At 52.8% G+C, this 14,375-nt stretch carries 13 protein-coding genes and 1 tRNA gene; 7 read left to right on the forward strand and 7 right to left on the reverse strand.

Annotated elements, in window-relative coordinates:
* Positions 1 to 38: 38 nt before the first annotated feature.
* Positions 39 to 1,085, reverse strand: coding sequence for an AAA family ATPase (locus KUO20_RS00890; protein ID WP_235041058.1), 1,047 nt, complete (start codon positions 1,083 to 1,085; stop codon positions 39 to 41).
* Between the two features lie 354 nt (positions 1,086 to 1,439).
* Here KUO20_RS00890 and KUO20_RS00895 point away from each other — a divergent pair, with 354 nt between their 5' ends.
* The gene (locus KUO20_RS00895) at positions 1,440 to 2,222 is read left to right on the forward strand and encodes a sulfite exporter TauE/SafE family protein (protein WP_235041059.1); all 783 of its coding nucleotides are present in this window, start codon (positions 1,440 to 1,442) and stop codon (positions 2,220 to 2,222) included.
* 24 nt (positions 2,223 to 2,246) lie between these two features.
* Here KUO20_RS00895 and KUO20_RS00900 read toward each other — a convergent pair whose 3' ends face one another.
* Positions 2,247 to 3,392 carry an MFS transporter gene (locus tag KUO20_RS00900; protein WP_235041060.1) on the reverse strand — a complete coding sequence of 382 codons (1,146 nt, stop codon included), beginning with the start codon at positions 3,390 to 3,392 and terminating at the stop codon, positions 2,247 to 2,249.
* 202 nt (positions 3,393 to 3,594) lie between these two features.
* Between KUO20_RS00900 and KUO20_RS00905 the strand changes: the two genes are divergently transcribed.
* On the forward strand, positions 3,595 to 4,596 hold the full coding sequence (locus KUO20_RS00905) for a GGDEF domain-containing protein (RefSeq protein ID WP_235041061.1): 1,002 nt from the start codon (positions 3,595 to 3,597) through the stop codon (positions 4,594 to 4,596).
* Between the two features lie 99 nt (positions 4,597 to 4,695).
* On the opposite strand, the gene KUO20_RS00910 is transcribed toward KUO20_RS00905, so the two are convergent.
* A tRNA-Pro gene (locus KUO20_RS00910) sits at positions 4,696 to 4,772 on the reverse strand.
* Between the two features lie 90 nt (positions 4,773 to 4,862).
* A complete protein-coding gene (ispB, locus tag KUO20_RS00915) occupies positions 4,863 to 5,867 on the reverse strand; it encodes an octaprenyl diphosphate synthase (RefSeq protein WP_235041062.1) in 1,005 nt (334 codons plus the stop codon).
* A 327-nt stretch (positions 5,868 to 6,194) separates the two neighbouring features.
* On the opposite strand from ispB, the gene rplU reads away from it, so the two are divergent.
* The 4 genes from rplU to proB all read left to right on the forward strand — a co-directional run bounded on the left by rplU (position 6,195) and on the right by proB (position 9,390).
* Positions 6,195 to 6,506: a 50S ribosomal protein L21 gene (gene rplU, locus KUO20_RS00920; RefSeq protein WP_235041063.1), complete on the forward strand. Its 312-nt coding sequence runs from the start codon at positions 6,195 to 6,197 to the stop codon at positions 6,504 to 6,506.
* Between the two features lie 29 nt (positions 6,507 to 6,535).
* Positions 6,536 to 6,793, forward strand: a complete 258-nt coding sequence (gene rpmA, locus KUO20_RS00925) for a 50S ribosomal protein L27 (RefSeq protein ID WP_096276340.1) — start codon at positions 6,536 to 6,538, stop codon at positions 6,791 to 6,793.
* A 171-nt stretch (positions 6,794 to 6,964) separates the two neighbouring features.
* On the forward strand, positions 6,965 to 8,152 hold the full coding sequence (gene cgtA / locus KUO20_RS00930) for an Obg family GTPase CgtA (RefSeq protein WP_235041064.1): 1,188 nt from the start codon (positions 6,965 to 6,967) through the stop codon (positions 8,150 to 8,152).
* Between the two features lie 98 nt (positions 8,153 to 8,250).
* On the forward strand, positions 8,251 to 9,390 hold the full coding sequence (proB, locus tag KUO20_RS00935) for a glutamate 5-kinase (RefSeq protein ID WP_235041065.1): 1,140 nt from the start codon (positions 8,251 to 8,253) through the stop codon (positions 9,388 to 9,390).
* Here the strand turns inward: proB and KUO20_RS00940 are convergent.
* From KUO20_RS00940 to KUO20_RS16815, 3 genes are all read right to left on the reverse strand, one after another.
* A complete protein-coding gene (locus KUO20_RS00940) occupies positions 9,385 to 10,392 on the reverse strand; it encodes a DUF1853 family protein (RefSeq protein ID WP_235041066.1) in 1,008 nt (335 codons plus the stop codon). The two genes, proB and KUO20_RS00940, sit on opposite strands and share 6 nt — an antisense overlap.
* A gap of 147 nt (positions 10,393 to 10,539) precedes the next feature.
* Complete coding sequence (locus KUO20_RS00945; RefSeq protein ID WP_235041067.1) at positions 10,540 to 10,725, reverse strand: hypothetical protein; 186 nt, start codon at positions 10,723 to 10,725, stop codon at positions 10,540 to 10,542.
* A gap of 535 nt (positions 10,726 to 11,260) precedes the next feature.
* On the reverse strand, positions 11,261 to 11,332 hold the full coding sequence (locus KUO20_RS16815) for a hypothetical protein (protein WP_422823133.1): 72 nt from the start codon (positions 11,330 to 11,332) through the stop codon (positions 11,261 to 11,263).
* A gap of 384 nt (positions 11,333 to 11,716) precedes the next feature.
* On the opposite strand from KUO20_RS16815, the gene KUO20_RS00950 reads away from it, so the two are divergent.
* Positions 11,717 to 14,368: an AAA family ATPase gene (locus KUO20_RS00950; protein WP_235041068.1), complete on the forward strand. Its 2,652-nt coding sequence runs from the start codon at positions 11,717 to 11,719 to the stop codon at positions 14,366 to 14,368.
* Positions 14,369 to 14,375 lie beyond the last annotated feature (7 nt).

Genomic DNA, 14,375 nt, shown 5'->3' on the forward strand with positions numbered 1-14,375 from the left:
ATGGGAGTCAGCCCCAATCGCCGGGCGTTTTGTTTAGCTTAAGCGATGCGGCGCTTAGTTTGCGTTTTGCTACCCGCAAAACCGGCAGCGCTGCTGATCAGTGCCGCGATAATCATGGCAATGAAGATCATCAGAGCAGAGTTGCGGATGCTCTCGGTGGCGTTTTCGGCAGTTTCACGCAGCGATTGCTCAGCCTGCGCAAGCTCTTCCTGAGCCTGCTGAATGCGGGATTCTAAGCGGTCGATTTGACGCTCAAGCTCATTAATACCTGAATCAAGACGCGCCATGGACTCATCAACGAAGTTTTCAGCTTCAGGCTGGGTCATATCCGTATTGCTTGTTAGGGCATTGACCAGTGCATCGCGATCTACGTCCTGCTGGATGTTTTCAAGCCGAGTGCGCTGTTTTTCAAGCAGCTCATTGAGGATGGCTTCGTACTCCATAGGATTATTGGCAAGGCTCCTAACGGCTGTTTGAATATCGCCGACGGCATCTTGAGCTTGGTTACGTAGGTGCTCTGGCTGGAGTGACTCAGCGCCGGTGTCACGCAGTATCTGGTTGACCTGGTTGCGAATGTTCTGGTCATCCAACGGTGAGTCAGTGCTGGGGTCGAAGTCGAAATTCTCGCTTAGCTGTTCGCCCAGTGACGACGTTGCACTGCCGATGCCTTGCGCAACGCTCCCCGTCACCTGCCCTGCGCCTGATAAAATCGAACCAATAGCGCTAGCGCCACTCGAGGCTACTTGGCCAGCAGCGAAGCCAATCAGCGCTAAAGACAGAATGGTTGCGGTTGCCCAGCTCAAAAATCCGTGTATGAAGCCGTTACTATTGGCCAGGCGGCCAGCCACAAAACCACCTGCGGCAAAGCTTACGATCAAGAACACGGCAGAAGAGATGCCAAAGGCAGTACCCAGCCCATCAAAGGGGTTGTCGGACATCGGGTCAATCACGCTAGAACCGATCGCCGTCCCAAGTAGTGATAACAGAGCAGAAAGGGCGAGGACGGTCACAACACCAGCAATGACGCTTCCCCATGACACGCGGTCGATTGACTCGCGAAACGATCCAATAGTGGTCTCTGGCATGGTCTACTCCTTTTATCGAGCACTTACTAAGGTGCCCTTCAGCAAGTCGGTGCTGGTGGGCAGCGACCTGTCGTCCGTTGAAATAAGCCGTATTCGTGGTTGGTCGTATTGACGCCCTCATACATTTTCAAGATAGCAAAGGATGTGACGATAAGAGTTGTTATTTTTGTTTTGTTTTCTTTAATCTTTAAAGGGCTGAGGATTGGGCTGCTTTATGACCTGAGAAGGTTCAGGCAAGGCCTCTTGGGCAACGTTGTAAAGCCACTTTTTTGCCCAACGCTCGTTTGCATACACGACTGCAAAGCGTGTGCGTTGAGCAATTACTTTCACTTATAAAGACCAGTAAGCGAGCCAATGACCGATTTATTCTGGTACCAGTATCTTCTTATCGGATTGATTTTCGCCTGGAGCGGCTTTGTGAGAACCAGCCTGGGCTTTGGCGGCGCGGTGCTGGCGCTGCCGTTTTTGCTGTTAGTAGTGAACGAGCCGCTCGTCTTTCCGCCGATTATCGCTATTCACCTGATGATTTTTTCTAGTTGGATTGCGTGGAGTGGGCATCGCCAGCTGCAAAAAGAAGGAATGGGGGGCGCAAGCGCAGAGAGCAATATTGACTGGGGCTATCTTTTCAAAGCCTTGAAAATCATGATCATTCCTAAGCTAATTGGAGTGATAGGTCTGTTAACGCTGCCCGCTCAGGTCATGACCAGCATTATTTTTGGCATTGTTTTCATTTATGCCATTGGCTATGTACTCAACCGACCGTTCAAGAGTAAAAATAAATACGTTGATTACGTACTGCTGGCGCTCGGCGGGTACGTCAGCGGCACCTCGTTAATTGGTGCACCGCTGATTGTGGCGGTGTTCGCCACTCATGTGGCCAAAGAGCAGCTGCGGGATACCATGTTTGTGCTGTGGTTTATCCTGGTAGTCATCAAGATGGTCTCGTTCCTGATTGCAGGTGTGGATCTTCAGCTAATCCATCAGCTGTGGCTGCTGCCCTGCGCTTTTCTTGGTCATCTTCTGGGCGAGAAGGCCCACCGCTATATGCTCAAAGCGGATACGGGCCTGTTTTTTCGCGTGTTGGGCGGGGTATTACTGCTGGTCAGCGTGGTGGGGCTGGTTCATCCGCCGGCGTAGCCTGGGCCTTTAAAGCGGCGCTGCCTAAAGCTGGCTGTCGGCGCGTAAATAGGTTTTGCTCAGTATCAGCAGGGCGGCTGCGAACAGGCAGCAAAGCATCGCCATGGCGGTGTAAACATTACGCAAGGAGTCGAGCCAAATCAACGCGGTGGCAACCACGACCGGCGACACAAACTGCCCGAAAAAGAAGGTCGAGGTAAAGCCGCCAAACACACGGCCGCGCACCCGTTGAGGCGTAATGCGCATCAGCCAAGTGGTGGTGTTGGGCATAAAGGCGCCCAGCCCCAGGCCGGAAATAGCCGCACCGACGATCGCCATGGCATAGCTTGTGGTTAGTCCGACCACCAAAAATCCGGCGCCTGCCAGCAAGAAACCTAAGATATAAATCGTCATGACCGATAAGAAGGGCTTGTAGTAACCATAGCCAAAGGCAACGATACTGGCCGTAAGAGCGGCCATGGAAAGCGCAATACCAATCAGCAAACCGCTGATTTCGCCTGACTGAGAAAGCAAAAAGGGCAGCTGGGCGGGAAACATGTAAAACATCATCATGCTTATCATGGCGATAAAATAAGCCAGCCCGGTACGCCAATAGTCCACGGTGACAGGCGCGTCGCTTACACCGCTGCTGGTGATGCCCGCATTTTTGGGCTCCTGAAGTACCGCCAATGCGTACGGCAGCAGAAGCACCCCGGTGAGATAAAGTAAAAACGGCCCGCGCCAGCTCCAGTCGGAAAGTATGCCACCCATATTAATGAAAACCACCCCGCCCAGCGCCATGCAGCTACTTTGCAGCCCTAGAAAGCGCACGCGCTCGTGGCCATCGAAATAATCGCCCACCAGCGTGGTGCTGATACTGAGAATGCCAGCCACCGCTATGCCCATCAGGGCCCGTGAGCTTAGGAGTAAATCTACGCGGTCGATAAAAAAGCCCGCAACCCCTGCAAAACCATAGATAAACAGCATCATCAGCAGCAGTTTCTTGCGCCCAAAACGATCGGCAAGATAGCCCATGAGCGGGCTAAACAGGGTAATCATCAGCGCAGGAATAGTCAGAATGAGCTGGATCAACACCTGAGGCTGGTCAGGAAAATGACGGCTGATACCCGGTAGCGCCGGCGCAATGATTGCGCCCGACATCACCGTCATGGTGCTGGCAAACAACAGCACGGCTTTAATATGTTTTAAGGAGCTAATAGTCTTTTCCACATCAAGAGAGGGGGAGGGGGGACGTTTAAGGCGAAAACGTCAATCTTAACATGTTTATTAGCAGGCTAGTTATCGCTTGGTGTGAGCCCGCTATCAAGGCCTAAAGGCTAGCTGTCACGAGAGGGTATTAGCGCTAATGTAATGGGCTTGGGATCTATCCGTTATGGGTGGGAGTGCCGACAGCAAAGTATCAGGGGTGGAAAACGTGGAGTCTTCGTCGAGTGATAGTTCAGATCCGTTAGCGCACATGCTAGCTGTCACGGCGTGCTTGTTTGATAACAGCGGTTCAGCGGTTTCCCTGTTCGATGATGACGATCGGTTGCTTTATGGTAATGCTCAATATTATGACCTTATCTGTCATGCGCCGGGTACGCACCCGCTGTGGCCGGATATTGTGCGTGACAACTATGCCAATAGTCAGGGGTTGATTATTGAAGCAGATGATATTGAGCTGTGGATTCAGACGGCGCTATCAAAACGCCGCAAGCAAACGTATCGTCAATTTGAAATTGACGCATGTGATGGCCGCTGGCTGTTGATGACGGAAACATTGATTTCGGGTGTTGGTCTGCTAGGTATTGGTGTGGATATCACTCAGTCCAAGAATGTTACGACTGCTTTAAAACAGGAGTATCAAAATGCGTTGGTCAAGGCGGAAACCGATTTACTGACCGATATGGGCAATCGCCGGGCCTTAGAACGGCTACGTAATATTCTATTGAGTAAGGGTATTCACTTTCAGGTGGCGGCGCTGATGATCGATATCGATCATTTCAAATCCTACAACGACACGTTGGGACATCCGCAGGGTGATCTTTGTTTGCAGCAGGTAGCTCGGATAATTCGAAGCAGCCTCAGAGTGAGCGAAGCCTATCCGATAAGGCTGGGAGGTGATGAGTTCCTAGTGCTGATGATGGGAGCCCCCCTGACTTTGGCCCACCAGATAGCCCAAAGAATCAGAGACGGAGTACGTCATAGCGCCATCCAGCATCCTGCGAAAGATTCTGGCCTGGTTACTCTCAGCATGGGCCTTGCCTGTCATGAAATTATCGATTCGAAAAGCCTTTCATCGCTACTTAAAGACGCCGACGATGCGCTTTATCAAGCTAAGCGTAGTGGGCGTGACCGCATCAGTGCGCCGCTGACAGTGAGTGACTGTGTTTGAGGCTCGCTAATATTTAACGACCGATGAGTGGGCAAAAATATTAACAAAAAAAACGGCCACTTGCTCGATGAGCTAAGTGGCCGTTTTTAATAGTGTTCTTGGTCGGAATAGCAGGATTCGAACCTGCGGCCTCTGCCTCCCGAAGGCAGCGCTCTACCAAGCTGAGCTATATTCCGAAAGCTGCCGAGCATGGCTCAGCAGCGGGAGTGGATCATACTTATCCAAGGCCGTTTTTTCAAGCCCTTGATAGCGTGATCGAGCAATTTTTATGCTTTACGATCAACGGCTAAACGGGCTAGCTGCGCCATGCTGTCGCGATAAGGGCTGGGCGGTAGAGCGTTCAATTGCTCAAGGGCTTTGGCGGCCATTTCTTCGGCGCGCTGGCGGGTGTAGTCAAGCGCGCCGGTGGCATGAACAATTTCCAGTACGGCGTCTAGCTGCTCAAGCCCGCCTTGGCGAATCACCTGGCGAATAAGCTTGGCCTGCTCTGGAGTGCCTTGCTCCATGGCGTGAATCAGCGGCAGCGTCGGCTTGCCTTCGGCCAGGTCGTCGCCGACGTTTTTGCCCATGGCATCAGCGTCGCCCTGATAATCCAGCAGGTCATCAATCAGTTGAAACGCGAGACCCAGATAGCGGCCATAATACTGAAGCGCGTGCTCTTGTTCGGGAGTGGCCTGGGCCAGCACGGCACCGCTGTGGGAAGCCGCCTCAAACAGCATGGCGGTTTTACCCAAAATGGTCTCGAAGTAGTCCGCCTCAGAAATGCTGGGATTACCAATGTTGGTGAGCTGCAGCACTTCTCCTTCGGCGATGATGCAGGTGGCGCCGGAAAGAATCGACATGATGCGAAGTGAGCCCACGTCGACCATCATTTGAAAGGAGCGAGCATAGAGAAAGTCACCCACCAACACCGACGGCGCATTGCCCCAGGCATCGTTAGCGGTTTTCTTGCCCCGGCGCATGTGTGATTCATCAACCACGTCATCATGCAGCAGCGTCGAGGTATGCATAAACTCAATCAGCGTGGCCAACGGGATGTGTTTATCGCCGGTATAGTCGAGTGCGCGCGCGGCTAAAAGCGCCAATAGAGGACGCAGGCGCTTACCGCCACTTTCAATGATGTACTGGCCGATGGTTTCGACCAGCGGCACTTTAGACGTGAGCTGCTCAATAATTGTCCGATTGACGGCTGCGAAGTCATCGGCCACCACGGCGTGCAGCGGTGAAGGCGTTGGGCTGACGGGTTGGGCTGAGGAGACGTTAGCGGTCATTGGATCCGTTCATCGCGGCAGGTGGAGGCGGTAAGTGCCGCCCGTAGTTATGTCATTCGTTATGGTGATGCGTGGGGCTCATGCTATGGCGCTGCCTGTTGGGCGTCAAGGCGCGCTCAGCAGTGACGGCTTCTCCCAGCCATTGACGAGTACAGGTAGTCTTGTGGTAAGAGGAGATAGTCGTTATAATCCGCGACCCACTCATCATGCTCCCTGTCAGATGGCTCCAGAAGGGGCGCCACTCGCAGCAGGTCGATAAGAGCGGAAGGCGATGAGCGCTGGTTACGCGGGGCGTAATTGGCATTAACGACAAGTCCGGAGAGCGACATGTACGCAATTATTAAAAGCGGTGGCAAACAGTACCGCGTTCAAGAAGGTCAGACCCTCAAGCTCGAAAAAATCGAAGTCGCTACGGGCGAAACGATTGAGTTTGATGAAGTGCTGATGGTTGCAGACGGCGATGACTTCAACATTGGCGCGCCAATGATTGGCGGCGCTAAAGTCTCTGCCGAAGTGGTTTCCCACGGCCGTGGCGATAAAGTGACGATCATCAAGTTCCGTCGCCGTAAGCACAGCATGAAGCGTCAGGGCCACCGTCAGTGGTTCACTGAAGTCAAAATTACCGGAATTTCCGCGTAAGCGGTTAGTCCCTTTAGGAGGTTTTTGCAATGGCTCATAAGAAGGCAGCTGGCTCCACGCGTAACGGTCGCGATTCCGAGTCTAAACGCTTAGGTGTGAAACTGTTCGGTGGCCAATCGGCGACTGCGGGTAACATCATCGTGCGTCAGCGCGGCACGCGTTTCCACGCTGGCACAGGCGTTGGCCTAGGCCGCGATCACACGCTGTTCGCGCTGAGCGACGGTTTTGTGAAATTTGAGACCAAAGGTCCCAAAAACCGTAAGTTCGTTAGCATCGTTTCTGCATAAACGAAAAGCGCGGCGCTAGATCGATGCTGCGTGAGAAAGCCCCGCTATGGCGGGGCTTTTTTGTCGGTTAAAACTCTTTTCGCATACGCTTTGCTACCACGATGGTGGATAAAAGCGCTGGTGAAAAAAAGTATTGCATATTAGGGCGGCGGAAGCGGCCGGGAGAATCCAATGCAGTTCGTCGATGAAGCCTCGATTATTGTTGAGGCGGGCAAAGGCGGCAATGGCTGTCTGAGCTTTCGCCGCGAAAAATATGTGCCCAGGGGCGGCCCCGATGGGGGCGATGGCGGTCATGGTGGTAGCGTTTACCTAATTGGTGACGATGCGCTTAACACCCTGATCGACTTCAAATTCCAGCGCTTCTATAAAGCGCAAAACGGCCAGGGCGGCATGGGCCGTCAAATGAGCGGCAAGGCCGGCGAAGATCTACACGTCAAAGTGCCGGTCGGCACTACGGTGATTGACGAAGATACGTTAGAAGTCATCGCTGATGTCACCGAGATCGGCCAAGTGGTATTGGTCGGTGAAGGCGGTCGGCGTGGGCTGGGTAACATCCACTTTAAGTCTTCGACCAACCGCGCGCCGCGCCGGACCACGACCGGCACCGACGGTGACCGCCGTAACCTGCGTTTGGAAATGAAGGTAATGGCTGATGTGGGTCTGCTGGGTATGCCTAATGCGGGCAAGTCCACGCTGATTCGTTCCGTGTCTGCCGCCAAGCCCAAGGTCGCTAATTACCCGTTCACTACATTAGTACCCAATTTGGGCGTGGTGAAGCTGGGCATGCACGAACACTTCGTGATGGCCGATGTTCCGGGGCTGATTGAAGGTGCTTCTGACGGTGCTGGCTTAGGGCTGCGCTTCTTGAAGCACCTGACGCGCACGCGGCTGCTGTTTCACGTCGTCGACGTAGCGCCGTTTGATGAGTCTGATCCGGTTGCGGCATCGAAGGCGATTGTGCGCGAGCTGGGGCAGTTCTCACCGGCGCTTTCTGAGCGTCCGCGCTGGCTGGTATTGAATAAGTTTGACCTGCTGCCGGAAGAGGAGCGCGAAGAGCGCGCCCAGGCGATCATTCAGGCGCTTAACTGGGAAGGCCCGGTGTTCCGCATCTCGGCCATCAGCAACGATGGCACCGATAAGCTGGTTCAGGCGGCTTATCGCTGGCTGACCGAGCAGCGTCGCCTTGAGCACGAAGATGAAGAAGCGCTGATTCGTGAGCAAGAAATGCGCCGTCGCATGGAAGAAGAGTCGGTCGCACGTACTGAAGCGCGTCTGGGTCGTCGGCGTAAGCGTGACGATGAAGACGACGAAGATTTCGACGACGATGATTATGATGTTGAAGTTGAATACGCCCCATAGCTTGGCAAAATAGCGTGACTCAGCTGAGGGTGTAAGATAGTAAGCTAATAAGGGCTGCGTTCGCGCGGCCCTTATTGTGTCTGATAAAGGTGGGGCGGATGGAAAGTAACGAGCAAATTCTCGGACGCAGCGCATTGAGTCGGGCGCGTCGAGTCGTGGTAAAGATCGGCAGTGCGCTACTGACTAACGATGGTCGCGGCCTGGACGAACCGGCCATTGGCGGCTGGGTGGATCAAATCGCCGCCTTGCATCAGCGCGGTATTGAGGTGGTGCTGGTTTCCTCTGGCGCCGTGGCGGCGGGCATGGTGCGCCTTGGCTGGCAGGTGCGGCCCAGCGCGGTGCATGAGCTGCAAGCGGCGGCGGCGGTGGGACAAAACGGGCTTACCCAGTGCTATGAGCAGCATTTCGCGCGCCACAATATGCTCACGGCGCAGGTGCTGCTCACCCACGACGACCTTTCTAATCGCAAGCGCTACCTGAATGCACTGTCGGCGCTGCGCACGCTGGTGGAAATGCGCGTGGTCCCGGTGATCAATGAAAACGATACCGTGGTCACCGATGAGATTCGCTTTGGCGATAACGATACGCTCGGGGCGCTGGTTGCCAATCTTTTGGAAGCCGATGCGCTGCTGCTGTTGACCGATCAGGAAGGGTTGTTTGATGCCGACCCGCGGCATAACCCGAATGCTCAGATGATCGCCGAAGGGCGCGCCGACGACCCTCGCTTAGCGGCTGTTGCAGGCAGCGGCGGTGCGCTAGGGCGGGGTGGCATGAGTACTAAAGTGCGTGCGGCGCAGCTGGCGGCGCGCTCCGGGGCAGTCACTGTCATTGCGAGCGGGCGTCAGCCTGATGTTATCAATCGGATAATGGCGGGTGAGTCGCTGGGTACGCTGCTGCGCCCTGATCAGGTGCCTATCGCGGCGCGTAAGCGTTGGTTAGCGGGGCAGTTGCAGGTGCGCGGCACGCTGGTGCTGGATGCTGGCGCAGTTAAAGTGCTGCGTGACAAAGGCTCTAGCCTATTAGCCGTTGGCGTTCGCAGTGTGCAAGGCAGCTTTAAGCGTGGCGATATGGTGGTATGCGTGGACGAGCAGGGCGCATCGGTGGCCAAAGGCTTGGTGAACTACGGCGCTGATGAGGCTCACCAGCTGGCGGGGCAGCCCAGCCATCAGATTGAAGCGATTCTTGGCTACGTTGAAGCCCACGAGCTGATTCACCGCGATAATCTTGTGGTTCTATAAGCGAGCAGGCGGCGGTAAAGGCACTTGGTGCGGCCAGTCGTCAGGCACCAAAAAAACGCGCTCATAGCGGTGTTCATGTTGGTAATAGAGCATGATCTGCTGAGGCGAGCGCCATGCGTGCACTCTATTGATGACGCCGGGCACCACTTCATCAAGGGGGCGAAAAACGCTGGGTAGCGGTGGCGCCAGCCAGTGCGGTTTTTCCAGCCAGGCTATCGTCGGTACTGACGCTGAGCTGGCGACAAGCGCAGGCCAGTCGCGACAGTAGCACCAGTAGCCACGGCGGTGGTTCGGCGTGGCGCCCGCTGGCGGTGGCATCTCTGTGTGCCAGGGCGTTTGCCAGGGATAGTACAGCACGCCCGGTATGGCTAGCCGCTGTGTTAACTGCTCACACAACGTCAGTTTAGAGGCGCCCAGGTCGCGCGGCGCCAGCCAATGAGCCAGGGTTGCCAGCGCAGGCAGCGTTGTGGAAAGCGGTAGCTGGTGGCGCTGTAGATGAGCACATTTAAGCGCTAGGCTGTCTGCCCCGCCAGGGCCAATCCAGCGGCTTTGGCTACGCAAGTCCCCAGGCCCTTCCGGCAAGCCCAGATAGAACTTAATCGCCACTTCCAAATGTATCGGGGCCGGGTTGTCGCGGGTGCGATATAGCATATCCAGCTCGCCCAGCGTAATGCGCTGGCGAGTTATGCGTACGTTGTGCGCTAGCATGCGTGTGTTGGGGGCGTGATCGAGCAACGTGTGCCAAAGGCGTTCGTGATAATGCCCCATGCGATTGGCCCGCGACCCCGTTAAAGCTGTTAGCGAAGGTGTTGGGAGTTGGCGCAGCCAGGGCAAAAGCAAGTTTTCCAGCCCTAGTTCTTTAAGCGTTGGGCGGCCTGCGCAGGGAATCGGTGGCGTCATTTCAATAAGATCCGGCGTGGCGGCCAGCCAGGCTAAATCGCGCAGTGCTGCGTTGGGCAGCGTGTCGCCGTGGGTTGGGCCATCAATGTCTTTATTGTGCACGGCGGTCTCCTCAGTCTGCGGCTAGATTCGCTTCCTGCTGAGATCATTATGACGCTTGGCTATTGCCAGGGCTACAACGCAGCGGGCTCCCTTAAAGGGAGCCCGCAGGGCGGCTTCAAACACCGCTAATAGAGGTGATGCGAGGCGTTAGTCGCGATCAATCTCGCTGACTTGATCAGCGCCTTGGCGTACGCTGATTTCCAGCTCACGGCCATTTTCGTCGCTGCCTTCAACGTCGATCATGCCGCTTTTATCCATGTCGAGATCTTCAAACTCAACCATGCCTTCCTGGCTGGCAACATTCAGCGCTTGGCGAATATCGTCTTCGCTCATACCCCAGGCACCGGTGACCAGACGCTCGCGTTGCTCTTGCAGCGTTTCACCGTCATCTAGTGAGAAATCGATATCGGCATACCACTCATCGTACTGTTCTAAGGCCTAAAAATTGAAGTTGCGTGAGTGAGTAAATATATAACGAATTGTTTTATATTATATATATGAAATTTTCATTAGTATTTTATGCACTGTTATATTAAAAAAAGTACCTTTAGCTGCTAATTTGTGGCTTTTTGCCTTTTTTGAGGCACTATAAATCTTAACGCTAGCAGGACGAAATGCTGCACGGTTCAATGATACATACACAGGCGTCAGACCAGCGCTCAATGGACTCTTTGGCTAATCTGGATACCGAAGCGATTCACCCGCTGCCGTATAGATATACCTAAGCTTTAAGGGTGGAGCTGAGCAGCGATAAAACGTTACTTCAGGCTATCTCTTGCGCGTCGTATTCCGGCCATCTGCCTTTCTTGAGTGTTTGTTTGACCGCTTGTGGCTAGCATTTTCAGCATTGAACTCCCGATAGAGCTTTTCAGATCAAGCCCTTCACGCAAACTAATAATCGAAACCCTTTGCTTTGCATGAATTGAACTGTATTCAGCACATCGACTGTATCTCGACCCAAGCGATCAATGGCGTAGACTGCTAAACATCCCTTTCAAGCATATACTCTGCTAATTAAAAAAACTTGTTAGCTGCAACGCTTATAGAACCCCTGATGTTGCTTCCTCACTTTTCCGAACGCATATCAAAAAATTGTCATGCAGTTTTGATATTTTTAAACAATGAACATATAAATGATGAAATGATCGCAACATTCAAAATGATGTTGAATCCATAATGTGACCGCGAAGAAAAAATGTGCAATGATTGTTGCTAAATTTATTTAATTCTCCGCACTGGATAATTCCGTCAACGCTTGCCCGATGTCCCAATACGCACAATATCGGCATAGGTGAATAATAAGTGTATGTTTTAATCAGCTTTTGTGGCTAACGCCAAGAATCTTGATCAGAAGAAAGAGGGAGCGCTGAGAATTGTTATGGGGGCAGTAAACATAGAATACAGCCGATACATGCTGTGGCTGCAAAATACAGATGCGGCGTCTGACGTCAAGCGGATAGCAAAATTAGCAGAAGGTAGCCTTGATGGATTAGCTCGAACGGTTAGTGCTGGGGGGCAGCGTGCGAAGCTTTTGGCACCGCTTCTACGCCAGAATCTATCGCTGACTGATGATAAAATTGAGCATGTTGAGCACCAAGAGGCAGGTGGAGCGCTACCTTGGACTCGCCTCGAAAAACTTACCGTTGGACCATTCCGAGGATTTCGTTGGGAAGAGCAATTCGACCTGAACAAATCTGTGGTGCTGTTTTATGGGCCGAATGGGAGCGGAAAAACAAGCCTTTGCGAAGCCATAGAGTATGCTCTCTTGGGTGATGTGGAAGAGGCATCTGCAAAGCGAATCGGCTCATTAGAAGGTTACTTTTCCAACATCCATGAAGCGGAATATTCCTCACCCCAGTTGTGGTCTGAAGGTGGCCAACTGGTGCATGCGAACGAGGAACTGTTGCGCTTTGCGATTATCGAGAAGAATCGCATTGAGGGATTTGCACGCTTGGCCGCACGGCCACCTGCCCAAGCGAGCGCGATGATTGCCACGTTGTTCGGGCTTGACAGTTTCAACGATTTCGTAAACAACTTTACCAATACCTTGGATAGCCAGCTACTCCTCGATAAGCCGAAAAGTAAGTTTATTGATAGCCAAAGAGCTGCACTGGAAGAAGCCCGCAAGAAGGTCGACAACAAAGATGAGACCTTGAAAAAATTTGATGAAGAGCGGGAGAAAATCGCGAATGATTTCCAGGCAGGGTATTCCTTTGAACAGTTAAGTAAGTTACTGGGTATTGCAGAGCCACCGGGAAGGTTGCAAGAGGTAACAAAGCTTCTAGAGGAGCAAGTTCCCGCTAAGTCTAGGATAGCCGGTTCCGAGCTGATTCGGTTACGCCGTTCATTTCACGCGAAAATGGGAGCTCTTGCCGACTGTGCTAAGCAGCTAGAACATCGAGCGGAAGAGTTGTCATACCGCGACTTGTACAATGCGGTTTTGGCTCTGGAAGAAGAGTCGAATGACAAGTGTCCGGCTTGCGATACTCCTTTAGACAGAGCCGAAACTAACCCTTTTGAGCGGGCGACTTATGGACGTGAATTGTTAAAAGATTTGGCAACCCTCGAAAGAGAAAAAGAAGGGCTTCTTGAAGAGCGTAATAGACTATCGTTACAGGCTAGGCAGGCTCTGACTACTGCTGACAGCCACCATGCGCTAAATACGCCAGCCCTTAAAAATGTGATTGACTGGGTCCGAAGTGGTGAGCATACCCCAATATGGGAAGTGGAGATTGACGCCGCCGTTTGGCGCGAATTGTTACGAGCCATCCGAAAAATGGAAAGGCGAGATGTTGAAATTCAGGAGCGATTGGAGCAGCAACAAGAGCTCGTAGATGAGCGCAAACGGTTGGAAAAGGCCAAAGAAAAATTAACAGCGCTAGATGGAAGACAGGCACAGTACCAAGAACAAATAGCTGAAGAACAGGCGTTAATCGACAATTTCGACGAAGCTAACGCGGCCTTGCTTAAAGAGGTAGAGCAAGAGGAAGAGCAGCATAAGTTAGAGCTGCGGATACAGGCCGCTTATGCCGACTATCTGGAGGGTATCCGACTTTATAGAGACCAACTTCCAGAAGGCTTGCTAGCGGAATTGAATGAAACGACACGTGATCTTTACAATCAGATCAATGCTGACGATCACGAAAACGATAAGCTCAATGAATTGATCCTACCTCTTCGTGGAGGGGAGCGCATTCAAGTTTCTTTTCGCGGTTCGCCCGATAAAATGCACAATGCCCTGCAGGTGTTGAGTGAAGGCCACCTGCGTTGTCTCGGGTTGGCTATTCTACTGGCAAAAAATATAAAGCTTGACCTTCCATTTATGGTATTCGATGACGCCGTGAATGCGATTGACCACGATCATCGGGCTGGCATTCGTTCAACAATATTTGGTGACCCTCGTTTTCAGGCCAAGCAGATATTATTAACAAGCCATAGCAATGAGTTTATAAAAGATATTCATAACCAATTGGGACCTCAATCCTCTAGGCTTTATGTCCTCAGCCATCATGCCGGTGACCACCAGCCTATTGTTCAGGGTGGAAGTGATCGACATTACCTCGTACGTGCGCGAGAGCGGCTCGATGATGGCGACCACAGGCAATGCTTGGCTTCTTGTCGTCAATCGCTTGAAAATTTAACGGCTAGACTTTGGAAGGCGCTGGCGAACAAATCGCAGGAGCTCGGACATCTCTCGCTGGATCTCCGCTCTCCCACGAGCAGACCTGAACTAAGAAATCTCACAATGAAAATTGAAAAGAGCATTCAGCGTGGTCGGGAGCAGGGTAAACTGAATAATGAGACATGGGCTAGGAGACACGAAGGGGTTGAGGAAATCTTGAAGGTCCCTGAAAGCCACTTAGCTTGGCAATATCTAAACAAAGGGACCCATGACGAAGAGGATAGGGAGGATTTCGAGTTCCAAGTCGTTCGTCAAGTCTTTCGCGCACTTGAAAAGATTAGCCAAACCTTTTGACACCAGC

The organism is Vreelandella profundi (genome assembly GCF_019722725.1).
Lineage (GTDB): Bacteria > Pseudomonadota > Gammaproteobacteria > Pseudomonadales > Halomonadaceae > Vreelandella > Vreelandella profundi.